This is a genomic window from Deltaproteobacteria bacterium (assembly GCA_020848745.1).
GTDB lineage: Bacteria > Desulfobacterota > Binatia > UTPRO1 > UTPRO1 > UTPRO1.
Window position 1 is genome coordinate 236,494 of the sequence record JADLHM010000110.1, and the last position, 14,069, is coordinate 250,562.

A 14,069-nucleotide genomic window follows, 5' to 3' on the forward strand; every position below is an offset into this window, starting at 1 on the left:
GGGCGCCGGGCGCTCACACGGGGAGCAGCAGGACGGCGACGGGGCAGGGCGCTTCGGCGAGCACGGCCTCGACGTGCGTTCCGAAGAAGGCGCGGCGGGCGTGAGGCCGCGTCGCGGCTCCGAGGACCATGAGGTCGGCGGTGGCCGCCGCGTGGAGCAGCGCCCGCTCGACGTTCGCGGCCTCGATCATCTCGGTGCGGACGGCCACCCCCGCGTTCGCTCCCCGCTGCTGCACGTCGGCGAACATGACCTCGACGGCGGCCGTCGTTTCGGCGCGGACCTCGGCCGCGCGCGCGCGGCCGAAGATGGTGAAGGACGACTCGATGACGTGGAGCGCGGTCACGGCGCCGCCGACGCGCGCCGCGTAGAGCATCGCGAGCTCCACGGCGGCGCGCGCGTAGGGGCCGTCGCGTACCGGCAGGAGGATGCGCGGCGGCGCGGCGCTCGCGTCGGCGCGTCCGGGGAGATGGCGCTCGGTCGGTCCGCTCCGCACGACGAGCAACGGGCAGGGCGTCGCCGCGGCGATCGCCCGGACGTACTCGCCCCCGAGCGGATGCCGGCGCGTGGCCTCCGAGGCGCCGAGGACCATGAGGTCGTAGCTGCGCGCCGCCTCGCGCAGGATGACCTCGGCGGCGGGATCGCCGCTGTCGGTCTTGCGGGTCAGCGCCGGCGCCCCGGCCGCGCGCGCGAGCCGATCGAGCTGGTCGAGATGCGCGGCGCGCGGCGCGCCGGCACGGCGCGCGCCTCCGAAGAAGCGCCGCGGCGTGCGTTCGACGTGGAAGGCGACGACGCTCGCCGCCGGATCGCCCGCGACGAGCGGGCCGATCAGCTCCATCGCGCGCTCGGCGTTCTGACCGCCGCTCGTCGGCAGCAGCACCTTCAGTCCGGCGGTGGGCAGCAGCGCCTGCGCGCGCTCGGCGTGGAGACGCAGGCGCTCCGCCTCGTCGGGCGCCACCGGAATGTGCCGGGTGGTCCAGCGCAGGAGCGGTCCCGCGATCGCCGACGTGAAGATCGCGACCATGACGATCGCCGCGTACATGGGTCCCGTCAGAATCCCGAGCGACAGGCCGACGAGCGCGATCACGAGCCCGATTGCACCGCGCGCGTTCATGCCGCCGCCGATCGCGAGTGCCTCCCAGAACCCGAGCCCGCTCCAGTAGGCGCCGGCACCGGCGCCCACGAGCTTGCCGGCGCACGCGACCGCGATCACCGCCAGCGTCGCGCCGAGCTCGACGCCGTGCGCCAGGTCCACCTTCAAGCCGGCGTACGCGAAGAAGATGGGGGCGAAGACCGCGAGGAGCGGTGCTTCGAGCTGCTCGAGCGTGGCCTTGCGGAGCCGCGGCGATCTTCCGATCACGAGACCCGCCACGAAGGCTCCGAACACCGCGTGGATGCCGATCGCCTCCGTGATCGCTCCGAAGAGGAGCGCGATCACGATGACGGTGCTCATCATCGCGTGGCGCAGCTCGACGCGGTCGTCGATCCATTGCAGCAGTGCGTGCACCGCGCGCGCGCCCGCGATCCACACGAGCGCGACGAAGGCAACGGTGCTCGCCAAGGCGAGCGCGACGCTGCTCACGCTCAGCTCGCCGCGGGTCGCGATGCCGGCGATGACCGACAGGAGCAGCCACCCGGTCGTGTCGTCGGTGACGCCGGCGCCGAGGATCACGACGCCGACGTTCCGCCGCATGAGATCGAGGTCGGTCAGGATGCGCGCGATCACCGGGATCGCCGAGACGGAGAGCGCGGTCGCGAGGAAGAGCGCGAAGATCAGGCGGTGGTCCGGAGCGACGAGCAGCCGCTCGGGGAGTACCCACCCGAGCGCGAAGGCGGTCGCGAAGGGCACGACCATGCCCAGGACCGAGGCGTAGAAGGCCGCGCGGCCGAGGTTCCGCAGCACGTCGATGTCGGTTTCGAGCCCGGTCATCAGGAGGAGCCAGATCATGCCGAGCCAGGCGATGACCTCGAGGAGCTGGAACTGCAGCGGGTCGCGCGGGAAGAGGGCCAGCTGCAGCGTAGGGGCCGCGAGCCCGAGGACGGACGGCCCGAGGAGGAACCCGGCGATGAGCTCGCCGATGACCGGCGGCTGCCCGAGGCGTCGGAAGACCTCGCCGAGCACGCGCGCGGCCGTCAGCAGGAGGGCCAGCTGCAGGAGGAACGTCAGCAGCGTGTGCGGTTGGATCCCCGGGGGCATCGAGCCGCACGATTCTAGGGAAGCGGTCGGGAGAGGTCGAGGCGGGGTGGCCCGCGGCGCCGTTCGCGCGGTGGCCCGCGGCGCCGGCGCGCGCGTCAGGCTCGCGAGGGCAATCCGGCGAACCAGGCGAGGATCGCCGGGTTCTCGTGGCGAGGATAGGTGTGGGAGAGGTCGGGAATCTCGCGATACACGAGGTGCGCGCCGGCCGCGGCGAGCGTGTCGCGCGCCAGGCGCGCCAGCGCGTCCGCCGCCGATGCGAGCGGCGCTGCGAAGCGTCCGGCGATCGCGGCGGCGAGCTCGGCGGATCGGCTGGGCGCGAGACGCTCGGCCGCGTCCTCCATCGCGGCCCGCAGCTCCGCGGCGACGACGCTCGCGGCGAGCGCCGCGCGCAGATACGCGAGCTCGGTGCGCGCGCGGGCGTTCTCGTCGGTCAGCGCCGCCTCCCGGGGAGTCGCGCTTCGCGCATGGGCGACAGTGGCGTGCGCCGAGTCGCCGAGTCAACGCGGCCCCGGTTGCCTGTCGTCGGTCCCGGTTGCCTCGCGTGCAGCGATCTGCGACAGCCGCATCATGGCGGGACCCCCGCATCTCCTCATGCTCTTGCGGCACGCGATCGCGGAGGATCGCAGCGACAGCGGTCGCGATCGGGATCGTCGGCTGACCGGCGAGGGCAAGCGCAAGCTCCGCGACGTGGTCGCGGGCATGCGGGCGCTCGACCTGCCGGTGGAGCGCGTGGTGTCGAGCCCGCTCGAGCGCGCGCGCGAGACCGCCGAGATCGTCGCCGAGGGCTACGGACTCGACGACGGCGTCGACGTGTCGCCCGCGCTCGCGCCCGGCGCCGGTCCCGACGCCGTGCTCGCCGCGCTCGCCGAGGTCGGACGGCCGAGCGGTGTGGTGCTGGTGGGACACGAGCCCGACCTGGCCGCTCTCGCGTCGACGCTCCTCACCGGTAGCCCGGGGCTGGTGGGCATGGGATTTCGCAAGGCCGGGCTCGCCGGCATCGTCGTCGCGACGCTGCCGCCGCGCAGCGCGGGCGCGCTCGAGTTCTTCCTGACGCCCGGACAGCTCCGGCGCATCGGCCGCGGCGGCTGACCGCAGCGCATCGCGCCGCGGAGCGTCGCACGGGGCGCGGCGCAGCGCCGCACCACAACCGATAGCGCTCGCGATGACGTTCGATCGCAAGCGTCGTCCCGACGCCATGCGATCTGCCGTGCCGTTCCCTTGGACGGTCGCTTGGAAACTTGCTTGTGCGTACGTGCGTGCGCTAGGTTGCGCCACCCCCCGGAGAAAGTGACGTTTCGCGCTTGCGGCGAGTGGTCATTACCGGCCTCGGTTGCATCACCCCTTGTGGCATCGGCGTCGAAGAGACCTGGGATGCGGTCGTTCGCGGGCGTTCGGGCACCAAACCGATCACCTCGTTCGACGCGAGCGGGTGTCACAGCCGGGTCGCCGGAGAGATTCCCGATTTCCGCGCGGATGATTTTCTCGCGCGCCGCGAGGTGCAAGCCTTCTCGCGCTGCCTCCATTTCGGTTTCGCCGCCGCGCGCATGGCGTGGGAGGACGCGCGCGCCACGGATGCGCTCGACCGCGATCGCGTCGGAGTATGCATGGGGAGCGCGGTGGGCGCGATCAGCCGGAACATCACCGACGGGCTGACGTTCGACGAGCGGGGCATCGAGCGCGTGCATCCGATGTGTCCGTTGCAGTATCCGGGAAGCCTGCCCGCCGAGGTGGCGATCGCGCTCGGGTTGCGCGGGCCCACGTACGCGATCTCGACGGCCTGCACCGCCGGCGCGGACGCGGCGGGTCTCGCGCTCGGGCTCATCGCCTCCGGCATGCTCGATGCCGCGATCGTCGGCGGGAGCGATGCACCGATCTTTCCGCTGCTCTTTCACTCGTTCGATCGCTTGCAGGTCGTGTCGCGCTTGAACGATCCGCCCGAGCGGGCGTCGCGTCCCTTTTCGCGTGACCGCTGCGGGTTCGTGTTGTCGGAGGGAGCGGGCGCCGTGGTGCTCGAGGCGGAGGAGGTCGCCCGTGAGCGGGGCGCGCGCGTGTACGCGGAGCTCGCCGGGTTCGGCGCGAGCTCCGACGCGCACCATCACCTGCATCCGGCGCCGGACGGCCGTCAGGGCGCGCGCGCGATCGAGCAGGCATTGCGGTACGCCGGCGTCGGTGCCGACGAGATCGACTACGTCAACGCCCACGGGACCGGCACCGTCAAGAACGACGTCGTGGAGACGTCGATCCTGAAGCAGGCGTTGGGCGAGCACGCCTATCGCCTCCCCGTGAGCTCGTCGAAGTCGATGCTCGGCCACATGATCGGGGCCGCCGCCGCGGTCGAGCTCATCATCTCGACGTTGAGCATCCACGCGGCGATCGTGCCGCCCACCATCAACGTCGTCGAGCCGGATCCCGAGTGCGATCTCGACTACGTGACCGACGGCGCCCGCGCCCTCGCTCCACGCGTGGTCCTGTCGCCGTCGTTCGGATTCGGATCCAGAAACGCCGCCCTCGTGGTGCGGAGGTACGAGACTGGAGGACACCGTCGTGGACAGCCTGAGTCGTAAGGTTCGAGACATCATCGCCATCGAGCTCCAGCTCGATGTACGGAAGGTCGTACCCGACGCGCGGCTGCGTCAGGATCTCGGGATGGATTCCGTGGCGGCGCTCAACATCCTGTTCGCGGCCGAGGAGACCTTCGGAATCGATGCGATCGATGTGACCGAGCTGGCTTCGGTATCGACGGTCGCCGACGTCGAGACGTTGGTGCGGCAGCTCGTCGGACTGCTGCGCGCGTCCTGAGGCGGCCCCTTGGCGAATCCCGCGAGTCCGCTGCGTCAGCCCGCGCGTCTACGCGAGAGCGGGCTGCCGCCGGTGTCCCGCATAGGGGGCGCCGATCTCGCGCTCGCGCGCGGGGTGCTGGCGTATCTGCGTCTCGTGGCGCGCTCCGTGTCCTGGGGCTGGGTCGATCGCGACGGGCGGCCCCTCGATGATCGAGATGTGGATCCGCGCCTGGGAGCGATGCGGCACCGCGAGAAACCGACGCTTCTGACCTATTACATCGCCGATGCGCTCGGTGTCGCGACGCTCGCGCTCGTGCACGACGCGTTCCTCCAATGGATGCGGGTGTCGCGGTGCATCGTCGACGATACGTTGGCCGGCCGCGTGAGCGCTTCGATCATCGACCGTCTCGGCGGACGCTTTACGGTGCTGCCGCTGCCCGGTGATCCGGAGCGGGTGCGCGGGGTGTACGAGGTGATCCGAGCCGGCGGCTCCTGCGCGTTCCCCGTCGACGGCGGCGGCCCGTACCGGGAGGTCGGTACGGGCGTCGTGGCGTTGGCGGCGTCGCTCGGCGCGAGCATCGTCCCGATGTCCGCCTCGCTCTCGCCCGCGGTGAGCTTCGCGCCGCAGTCGCGCGTCCGCGTGCCGATACCGAAGGGTCGCCTGGTCGTCGCGATGGGGGACGAGGTGCAAATCGGACGTGGCGCCGATCGCCGGGCCGTCGCCGCCGCATTGCGGGACACGCTCGACCAGTTGTCCGTCGCAGCGCGCGCCGACTGACGCCGGATCGGCCGCGCGTGTGAAGTGACATGCGACTTGGGCGCGGTCTTTACGATTGCGCATTGAGCGTAGCGACGGGCGCCGTGTACCGTGGGTCGGGGGGGTGTGGAGCAGCGCATGGGTCTCGACGCGTCTACGGCGGCTCTGAATCTACGTCACAGGTACATCGAGGGGCTGCTGACGCGTGCGGTTGGCGCGCTCGTGTTCGCGTCGTTCTTCGCCGCCGCCGCGTATTTCAACGTCGGGCTCTCGTGGGACCAGAGCGCCCCCGTGGTCGTGATTCTCTCGGCCATGGCGCTGATCAACATTCCGTACTGGTTCCTCGGTCGTAGGACGGGCTTCTCGCTCTCGTACTTCTATCTCCACTGGGCGTTCGATCTCGTCGCGATCACCGGCAGCATCTACTTCCTCGGCGGCATCGACGTGCCGCTCGTGCAGTTCACCTACATGACGATCATCTTGACCGCTGCGATCTTCGTGTCGCAGCGCGCATCCTTCCGGCTGGCGACCGGTGCCACCATCGCCTACGGCCTGCTCGGCCTCGCGGAGATCCAGGGGTGGCTGCCGCAACGGGCCGGCATTTGGCATCACCATTACGCGCCGACCCTGCGGGTGTTCATCGTCGGCATATCGGGCGTCACGTTCTTCGTCTTCGCGTATCTCGCGGGGACGCTCTCGGAGCTCCTGCGGCGCGCGAACGAGGAGCTGGCGGCGACCAAGGGCATCGTCGAAGAGCAGAATCGGTCGCTCGAGCAACGCGTTCACGAACGAACGCGCGAGCTCGAGTCGCGTACGCTCGAGTTGCAGGAACGCACTGCCGAGCTCGAGGAGCTCGTGCACATCGTGACCCACGACCTCCAGAACGTCGCGGTGGCGAGCACGGAAACGATCCGCAAGCTGCTCGAGCTCGACGGCGCGAGTTTCTCGCCCCGCGGCCAGAGGTACGTGGAGCGGCTCCAGCGCGATTGCCGCTTGATGGCGACGATGCTGCGGAACCTCCTCGAGGTCGTCACTCAATCGGAAGTCGCCGAGCGGCGGGAGTTCGTGAACGTGCAGGCCGTGGTTCAGGAAGCCGTTGCCCGGGCGCATGCCGTCGTCGAGAGCAAGCGAATCGACGTTCGGGTCGGAGACCTGCCGCCGCTGCTGGCGGAAGAGCAGAAGATGTACCATGTGTTCGAGAACCTCGTGTCGAACGCGTGCAAGTACGTGGGTGACAAGCCGAACCCGACCGTGGAGGTGGGGGGAGTCGTCCGCGGCGCCAGCATCGAGTACTTCGTGCGCGACAACGGCGTTGGTATCGAGCCGTCGCAGATGGGCCGGATCTTTCAGTTGTATCACCGCGCGCCCAATCAGACGGTGGCCGGCATCGTGCAGCAAGGGCACGGCATCGGCCTCGCCGTCGTGAAGCGGATCGTTCAGCGCTACGGGGGACGGATCTGGGTGGAGTCCGTCTTGGGGGAAGGGGCGACCTTCCGGTTGAGCTTTCCGCGTGAGATGCAACACATCGAAGAGGAAGTGAGGGACAGCGCATGAGCCAAGCGGCCTTGCTCGTGGAAGACAATAGCTCGCATGCCGAGCTGATTGCCGACGAACTGGAGTTGGCTCTCGACGGATGGGCGCTCGATCAGGTGCCGACGCTGGCCGAGGCGCGCGCGAAGATCGCGAGCCGGGCGTACGATCTCTTCGTGTTCGACTTCCGGTTGCCGGACGGGGACGGGATCGAGCTCCTGCGGGAAGTCCACGCGCAAGGCATTGCCACGCCGACGATCTTCGTGACCACGGCTTCGTCCGCGAAGTTGGCGGTCGACGCCATGAAGCTCGGCGCCGATGACTACCTCGTCAAAGAGGAGGGATACCTGGCCGTCCTGCCGTATCTGGTGCAGGAGGTGCTCAAGCGTCGCCAACTCGCATCGGAACGGCAACTCCTCGAAGAACGGCTTCAGCGGGCCGAACGCGCGGCGACGCTGGGCTATCTCGCATCCGGCCTCGCGCACCACATCAACAATCCGTTGGCGACCATCCGAACGTTTCTCCAGTTGCTCCCGACCAACATCGAGGACGTCGAGTTCCGCACCAAGTATCTCGAGATGGCGCTTGCCGAGAGTGAGCGGATTCGGGACCTCGTAAAAGACATCATGCGCGCGGCGACGGTGCCGCAGCAGGGGCACGAAGTGAAGCGGTTGAACGAGCTGGTGGAGCACGCCGAGAGCAGTGTGGCGGGCGAGATGCAGAAGCGCGGCATCGTGCTCACGAAGCGGATGGAGGCCGCGTTGCCCGCGGTACGCGTGCACGGCGAGGCGGCGACGTGTCTCCTGCTGACGTTGCTGCAGAACGCGGTGCGCTTCGCTCCAGAGGGATCGGAGATCGAGATCGACGCGCGGCGCGACGCCGCTTCGCGGCGGATCGTCGTCGAGGTTCGGGACCACGGTCCCGGTGTTCCGAGCGAGAACCGCGACAAGATCTTCGAGCCGTTCTTCACGACGGCGGTCGATGGCCTCGGCATGGGGTTGTTCGTCGCCTCACGCATCGCCGACCTTCAGGACATCGAATTGCAGTTGATGCCGACCCCGTCGCAGGGCGGCGCGGTATTCCGCGTCGGCTTCAAAGAGGCCGTTGCCGACGCGGCCGACCAGCCTCCCGTCGCCGTGGCGGTCTAGGTTGGCCGCGTGGTGCCGGGGTCGGGACGTGGCGCGCGGCGGTAATCGGCGCCTTGAGGGTGTGGCGGTCGCCGTATAGCTTCCGCAGGCGGTGAGTGAGCGGGAGACGCCAATGAGCAAAGCCGCGCTGGTCGTCGAGGACAACGGCTCGCATGCCGTGCTCATCAGCGATGAGCTGGCCGGGGTGCTCGACGGCTGGGAGCTGGACGTGGTCGGTACGATTGCGGAAGCCCGACGCCGCATGGGCTCGCGCCGCTACGATCTGTACGTTCTGGACTATTGGCTCCCGGACGGAGACGGCCTGGAGCTCCTGCGCGAGGTCCGTGCTTCGGAGATACGCGCACCGACGCTGGTCGTGACGACGGCGACCGCAGCCAAGGTCGCCGTGGAGGCGATGAAGCTCGGCGCCGATGACTACATCGTCAAAGAGGAAGGGTATCTCGCGACCCTTCCGTACGCGATTGCCGAGGTGCTCGATCGGTACCGGCTGGCGGACGAGCGGCGTGTGCTGGAGGAGCGGCTGCATCGCGCCGAGCGCGCGGCCACGCTTGGGTACCTCGCGTCGGGGCTGGCCCACCACATCAACAATCCTCTCGCGACGATCCGGACCTTCCTGCAGCTGGTGCCGACGCACTTCGGCGATCCGGAGTTCCGGGAGAGATACCTCGCGCTGGCGGTGGCGGATACCGAGCGGATCCGGAATCTGGTCCTCGACATCATCCGGGCCGCAACGGTGCCGCCGGAAGGGCGCGACACGCATCGCTTCGATGACGTCCTGGCGATCGCCGAAGAGGGCGTGGCCGCGGAGCTCAAAGCCAAGGGCCTCGTCTGTCGCCGGCGATTGCCGCTCGTGGTGCCGGAGATCCGGGTGCATCGCGAGGCCGCGGCCTGTCTGTTCCAGACCCTGCTCCAGAATGCGGCGCGATTCTCTCCTGAGGGGGCGGAGATCGAGGTCGATGTCGTGCACGATCCCGGTGCGCACCGGTTGGTGGCTACCGTGCGCGACCGCGGACCGGGGATTCCGCCGGAGCATCGCGATCGGATCTTCGAGCCGTTCTTCACGACCGCCGTGCACGGACTCGGGATGGGGCTGTTCGTCGCCGCTCGGATCGCCGATCTTCAGAACATCGAGCTGTCGTTGTTGCCCGAGGCCCCCGGCGCGGCGTTCCGCGTCGCCCTGCCCCTGGCGTGAGAGTGTCGACGGGTCAGTTGACCGCCTCCGCCGAAGCATGCAGCCCGGTCGACGCCGCGCGTTCGAAGAGAAACGCGGGGTGCAGGAGGAGCGCGAGTGCCGGCAACAGCGTGATTGCGCCGAGGCTCGAAACGACCATCGCAAGGGCGACGAGCACCCCGAGCTCGATGTGGAAGACGAATCCGGAAGCGCACAGGACGAGGTAGCCGCCCGCGATGGCGGACGACACGTAGACGATGGCCTTTCCTGACGATTGCATCGTGCTCGCGAGAGCCAAGCCGGGCGTGCGGCTGGTGGCGAGCTCCTCCCGAAAGCGGAACAGGAAGTAGACGGCGTAGTCCGAGCCGATGCCGACCGCCATGGCGGCAATCGGGGAGGTGATGACGTCGAGCGGGATGCCGGCGAATCCCATGACCGCGAAGTTCGTCAGCACGGCCAAGGCGAGCGGCGTAGCCACCATCAGGCCGCCGATCGCCGATCGAAGGACGAGTCCGGATACCAGGATGATGATCACGCCGATCTGCGCCATGTTGAGCACCTTGCCGTGGACCATCGCCTCGGTGAGGGCCGCGCTGGAAGCGATCGTGCCCGAGTAGCGCACCACGAAGTCCGGCGGGAAGGTGCGCGCCACCTCGGCGCGGACGCGTTCGAGTAGATGCTCCCCGTACTCGGTCGAGTCGTTGCGCAAGAAGACGCGTACGGCGGCGCGGCGATGCTCCACGTCGATCTGGCTGTTCAAGTCCTCCGGTCCACCGGACATCGAGTAGAGGAACAGGTACTGGCTGACGAGGTCGGCGGACGGAGGGATCGTCACGCGGCCGGCGGGCGCCCCCGTTATCGCGCGGTGCATCTCGCTGAGATAGTCGACGATCGAGAGGGTCTTGCCGACGTCTCGATCGCGCTCGACGAAGCGTTGCAGGTTCGCGATCGCCGCCAGCGCCGCCGGATCGTGGAGAGCGCCATCCCTCGGTCCCTCGACCAGGAACACGAGGGTGTTGGTGCCGCTGAACGTGCGTCCGAGGATGTCGTCCGCGACGCGAACCGGGTGCGAGGCGGGGAACTGGCGTTTGAACGTCGTGTCGACGTGGATCCGCATGGCGCCGACGAGCGCGAGCAGCACGGTGACGCCGGACGCCGCCACGATGGCGCCGGGATGGCCGGCGACGAGCGTGGCGAGGCGGCCGAGCATCCAGGATATGACGCGACCGCTCCGCGCTTCACGGGCGATCTCGTCGTACTTGGGAGCCGGCAGCAAGGCCCGCAGGGCCGGCGTCAAGGTCAACTCGATCAGCAGCGTCGCGAGGATGCCGAAGCCCGCGAGCAGTCCGAAGTTGCGGATCACGGCGGTGCGGAAAGCGATCAGCGAGAAGAACGACAAGGCGGCGATCGCGCCGGCCGTGAGCATGACCGGGCCGACGCGGGTCACCGCGACGCGGACCGCGACGTGGGCATCGCGGTAACGTTCGAACTCCTCGTAGTACCGTTTGAGGATCTGCACGGCATGCCCCGCCGCGACGGCGAGTATGAGAATTGGCGTCGTCGTGTTGAACGGGTCCAGGGGAACGCGCAGAAAGCCCATCAAGCCGAGGCTCCAGACGACCGCGAGGACGGCGGTCAGCACGGGCAGCACCATCCCTTGCACGGTTCGGAAGGCTTCGTAGTGGAGCAGGGCGATCATGAGGAGCGCGATCGGGAAGAGCACGACGGTGCGCTCGGTGATGCGCGCGAGCCCCGCGTTCAGGGCCACGGTGCCTCCGAGATACACATCGAACGTTCCGTCGTTCTCCTCGGCGACGATCTGCGCCACTCGTTGCTCGACCTCGGGGTAGCCGGGAAGCTCCGGGCTCAGCTTGAAGTTCGCGATGATGGCGGTCGCCGTGTCGTCCTCGGAGACGACGGTGCCGACGTAGAAGGGATTGACATGGATCCGGCGCCGCACCTCGGCGATGGCCGCGGGCGTGGTGGGCGCCGCTTCGAGAACCTGGCGGACCAGCATGGACTCGCCGTCGCCCTCGATCGCTTTGACGAGCGGTGAGGCGAGGCTGAGATACGTCGAACGGATCAGGCCTTGCACCTCGCCGATCCGGCGAGTGAGGCGCTCCACCTTGCGCAGGAAGGGCGGGGTGTAGATGTTGCCGTCCTTCGGAAACAGCCCCACCACGATCAGGTTCTTCTCCCCGAAAGTTCGCTCCAGCGTCTTCAGCGCCTGGATGTACGGGTGATCCTGCGGCAGGTTCGCGTCCGGATCGATCTCGACGCGCAGCGCGGGGAGCTGCGACGCCCAGAAAGCCGTCACGGCGAGCATCGCGAGGACGACGAAGAGGCGATGGCGGACGACCCAGTCGACGTAGCGCTCGAACGCGCTCACTCGCCCCCCGCCATGCACGGCTATTTGCCCGCGCCGCCGCTCGCCGGTCAAGGACGCTCCGCGTCGTGTGTCGTGCATGGCGTCGGCGACGCCGCGATGCTACGCGGGCGCACGGCGGCGTCGGCGAGGGATCCGGAAGCCGGCGGCGCGAGGAGGGGGGATGCATCGGATGCTCGTGCTCATGATGATCCTCGGGTCGATCGCGCTGGTGGCGATCGCGCAGGCGAGCTTCAGCCCCGAGGTCGCGGCGGCCTTGCGGTCGTCGAAGGAGATCTACGTCGCGACCAAGCGCGCCGACGGGACGCTCGGCAAGGTCGTGCCGGTGTGGTTCATGTACGACGGCGACGCGATCTACTTCACGACGCTGCCGACGACCTACAAGGCGAAGCGCATCGAGAAGGGGAGCCCGCTCTACGTCTGGGTCGGGAGCGCCGACGGGCCGCATTTCGTCGGTCCGGCGGCAATCCTCCGCGATCCCGGGCTCGCGGCACGCATGGCGCCGGTCTATTCGCAAAAGTACTGGATCGCGTGGCTCGGCCTCTTCAAGCCGAACCCCGAGCGGGTGCGGAGCGGCAAGACGGTGATCGTCAAGGTGCAGCCACCGACCTGACGCTCGCTCCGGCGGCGGGGCCGAGGACGAAGCGGGGCGGCGGCCCGGCGGCGCCGCCGCGGCGGGCGCGGTAGTAGCGGGCGTCGAGCGCGGCGACGATGCGGTCCGCGTCGGCAGCGCGCGCGAGCGCCACGATCGATCCGCCGAAGCCGGCGCCGGTCACGCGCGCGCCGAGAGCTCCGGCGTCCTCGGCGATGGCGACCAGCTCGTCGAGGGCGGGGATGCTGACCTCGTAGTCGTCACGGCAGCTCGCGTGTGAGGCCCGCATCAGGCGGCCGAACGCGCCGAGGTCTCCGGTGCCGAGCGCGGCGACGGCCGCCGCGACCCGATCCGCCTCGCCGAGGACGTGACGCCCCCGCGCGAGCGGTCGGAAGGTGTCGGGGTCGCCGCCGATCGCCAGAGAACGGCCGTCGTCGCCGGTCGTGAGGGCGCGCATCGTCGCGACCGGCACGTCGCCCGCGGCGGCGATCTCGGGAAGCGTGGCGGGCCGGTCGGGGAGGCGCTCGGCGAGCGCGTCGACGAACCCGGCGAGCGGGCGCCCCCTCGCGTGCGACACCAGGTCGCCGAGGCGCTCGAGCGGCAGGCCGAGGGCGGCCGAGAGGACGCGGCATGCGAGGCGGCATTCGACGACGCGGCGATTGTAGGCGGTCCGGGCGTCGCCGCTCTTCTCCGCCCGAACGCCGCTATCGGCGACGATCACGGCGCACGCGGGCGGCAGGGGCACGGGCCGCGTGCGCAGCGGGAAGAAGTCGATGCGCAGCGCGGCGCCGGCCTCGGCGAGCAGGATTGCCGCCTGGTCCATGCCGCCGGAGAGCACGCCGACGTAGCGCTCTGCCGCCGCGAGCTCGTCCGCGAGCACGCGCCTCTCGACCGCGCTCCCGTGCGCGGCGAGCACGGCGAGGGTCATCGCGACGACGAGGGCGGACGACGACGAGAGACCGGCCGCGGTCGGCAGATCGCTCGCGACCGTGAGCGACGCGCCCGAGCGCCGGTCGGGCGGTAGGTGGCGCACGACCGCCTGCAGCGCGGCCTTGAGGTAGTTCTCCCAATGGCCGGGCGGCCCGGGCGGGATGACGGCCTCCCAGGGGAAGTCGCACGGCGCGAAGGCCCGGTCGAGGTTCGTCGCCAGGAAGCGGCCGTCATCGCGGGTCCGTGCGGCAACCCAGACCGTACGATCGATCGCCATCGGCAGCACGGGGAGCCCGTTGTAATCGGTGTGCTCGCCGATCAGGTTCACGCGGCCGGGCGCGCGCGCCAGGACGAGGGGCGCCCGGCCGCCGCCGGCGGCCGCGACGACGGCGGCGGGAAGTGGCGGCGTGGTCTCCACGGGCTCACTCTAGGGAAGCCATCTGTGCAGAGCTTCTCTAGACCAATCCAGGAGTCCCCCCGGCTATGCCGGGGAGGCAGCCGAAGTTTGACATTTCCGGGAGTCTAACGACGGGACTCCCCTCCGTGAGCCGCTCAAAGCCACACGAAGGGGAGTCCCATGC

At 69.7% G+C, this 14,069-nt stretch carries 12 protein-coding genes; 8 read left to right on the forward strand and 4 right to left on the reverse strand.

Going from position 1 to position 14,069, the window contains the following annotated elements:
• Window positions 1-13: 13 nt before the first annotated feature.
• Together IT293_17215 and IT293_17220 are read right to left on the reverse strand one after the other, a co-directional pair.
• Window positions 14-2,194 carry a cation:proton antiporter gene (locus tag IT293_17215; GenBank protein ID MCC6766403.1) on the reverse strand — a complete coding sequence of 727 codons (2,181 nt, stop codon included), beginning with the start codon at window positions 2,192-2,194 and terminating at the stop codon, window positions 14-16.
• Between the two features lie 95 nt (window positions 2,195-2,289).
• Entirely contained in the window at window positions 2,290-2,535 is a 246-nt protein-coding gene (locus tag IT293_17220; protein MCC6766404.1) for a hypothetical protein, read from the reverse strand.
• Between the two features lie 226 nt (window positions 2,536-2,761).
• Between IT293_17220 and IT293_17225 the strand changes: the two genes are divergently transcribed.
• The 7 genes from IT293_17225 to IT293_17255 all read left to right on the forward strand — a co-directional run bounded on the left by IT293_17225 (window position 2,762) and on the right by IT293_17255 (window position 9,601).
• Window positions 2,762-3,283, forward strand: a complete 522-nt coding sequence (locus IT293_17225; GenBank protein MCC6766405.1) for a histidine phosphatase family protein — start codon at window positions 2,762-2,764, stop codon at window positions 3,281-3,283.
• Window positions 3,284-3,495: 212 nt separating this feature from the next.
• Window positions 3,496-4,758: a beta-ketoacyl-[acyl-carrier-protein] synthase family protein gene (locus IT293_17230; protein ID MCC6766406.1), complete on the forward strand. Its 1,263-nt coding sequence runs from the start codon at window positions 3,496-3,498 to the stop codon at window positions 4,756-4,758.
• Entirely contained in the window at window positions 4,739-4,993 is a 255-nt protein-coding gene (locus IT293_17235) for an acyl carrier protein (GenBank protein ID MCC6766407.1), read from the forward strand. The genes IT293_17230 and IT293_17235 overlap by 20 nt, the downstream gene beginning before the upstream one ends.
• A gap of 72 nt (window positions 4,994-5,065) precedes the next feature.
• Window positions 5,066-5,752: a hypothetical protein gene (locus IT293_17240; protein ID MCC6766408.1), complete on the forward strand. Its 687-nt coding sequence runs from the start codon at window positions 5,066-5,068 to the stop codon at window positions 5,750-5,752.
• Window positions 5,753-5,869: 117 nt separating this feature from the next.
• On the forward strand, window positions 5,870-7,285 hold the full coding sequence (locus tag IT293_17245) for a HAMP domain-containing histidine kinase (GenBank protein MCC6766409.1): 1,416 nt from the start codon (window positions 5,870-5,872) through the stop codon (window positions 7,283-7,285).
• The gene (locus IT293_17250; GenBank protein ID MCC6766410.1) at window positions 7,282-8,409 is read left to right on the forward strand and encodes a response regulator; all 1,128 of its coding nucleotides are present in this window, start codon (window positions 7,282-7,284) and stop codon (window positions 8,407-8,409) included. The genes IT293_17245 and IT293_17250 overlap by 4 nt, the downstream gene beginning before the upstream one ends.
• Window positions 8,410-8,521: 112 nt before the next feature.
• Window positions 8,522-9,601, forward strand: a complete 1,080-nt coding sequence (locus IT293_17255; GenBank protein ID MCC6766411.1) for a response regulator — start codon at window positions 8,522-8,524, stop codon at window positions 9,599-9,601.
• Between the two features lie 13 nt (window positions 9,602-9,614).
• On the opposite strand, the gene IT293_17260 is transcribed toward IT293_17255, so the two are convergent.
• On the reverse strand, window positions 9,615-11,969 hold the full coding sequence (locus IT293_17260; protein ID MCC6766412.1) for an MMPL family transporter: 2,355 nt from the start codon (window positions 11,967-11,969) through the stop codon (window positions 9,615-9,617).
• 160 nt (window positions 11,970-12,129) lie between these two features.
• Here IT293_17260 and IT293_17265 point away from each other — a divergent pair, with 160 nt between their 5' ends.
• Window positions 12,130-12,579 (forward strand): pyridoxamine 5'-phosphate oxidase family protein, encoded by a 450-nt coding sequence (locus IT293_17265; GenBank protein MCC6766413.1) that lies wholly within the window; start codon window positions 12,130-12,132, stop codon window positions 12,577-12,579.
• Here the strand turns inward: IT293_17265 and galK are convergent.
• Window positions 12,557-13,906 (reverse strand): galactokinase, encoded by a 1,350-nt coding sequence (galK, locus tag IT293_17270; GenBank protein ID MCC6766414.1) that lies wholly within the window; start codon window positions 13,904-13,906, stop codon window positions 12,557-12,559. The genes IT293_17265 and galK overlap by 23 nt on opposite strands.
• Between the last annotated feature and the right edge of the window lie 163 nt (window positions 13,907-14,069).

Coding starts and splice junctions, on each gene's coding strand:
- IT293_17215 (MCC6766403.1), bottom strand. CDS start 2,194: ATGCCCCCGGGGATCCAACCGCACACGCTGCTGACGTTCCTCCTGCAG.
- IT293_17225 (MCC6766405.1), top strand. CDS start 2,762: ATGGCGGGACCCCCGCATCTCCTCATGCTCTTGCGGCACGCGATCGCG.
- IT293_17255 (MCC6766411.1), top strand. CDS start 8,522: ATGAGCAAAGCCGCGCTGGTCGTCGAGGACAACGGCTCGCATGCCGTG.
- IT293_17245 (MCC6766409.1), top strand. CDS start 5,870: ATGGGTCTCGACGCGTCTACGGCGGCTCTGAATCTACGTCACAGGTAC.
- IT293_17250 (MCC6766410.1), top strand. CDS start 7,282: ATGAGCCAAGCGGCCTTGCTCGTGGAAGACAATAGCTCGCATGCCGAG.
- IT293_17265 (MCC6766413.1), top strand. CDS start 12,130: ATGCATCGGATGCTCGTGCTCATGATGATCCTCGGGTCGATCGCGCTG.
- IT293_17220 (MCC6766404.1), bottom strand. CDS start 2,535: ATGGAGGACGCGGCCGAGCGTCTCGCGCCCAGCCGATCCGCCGAGCTC.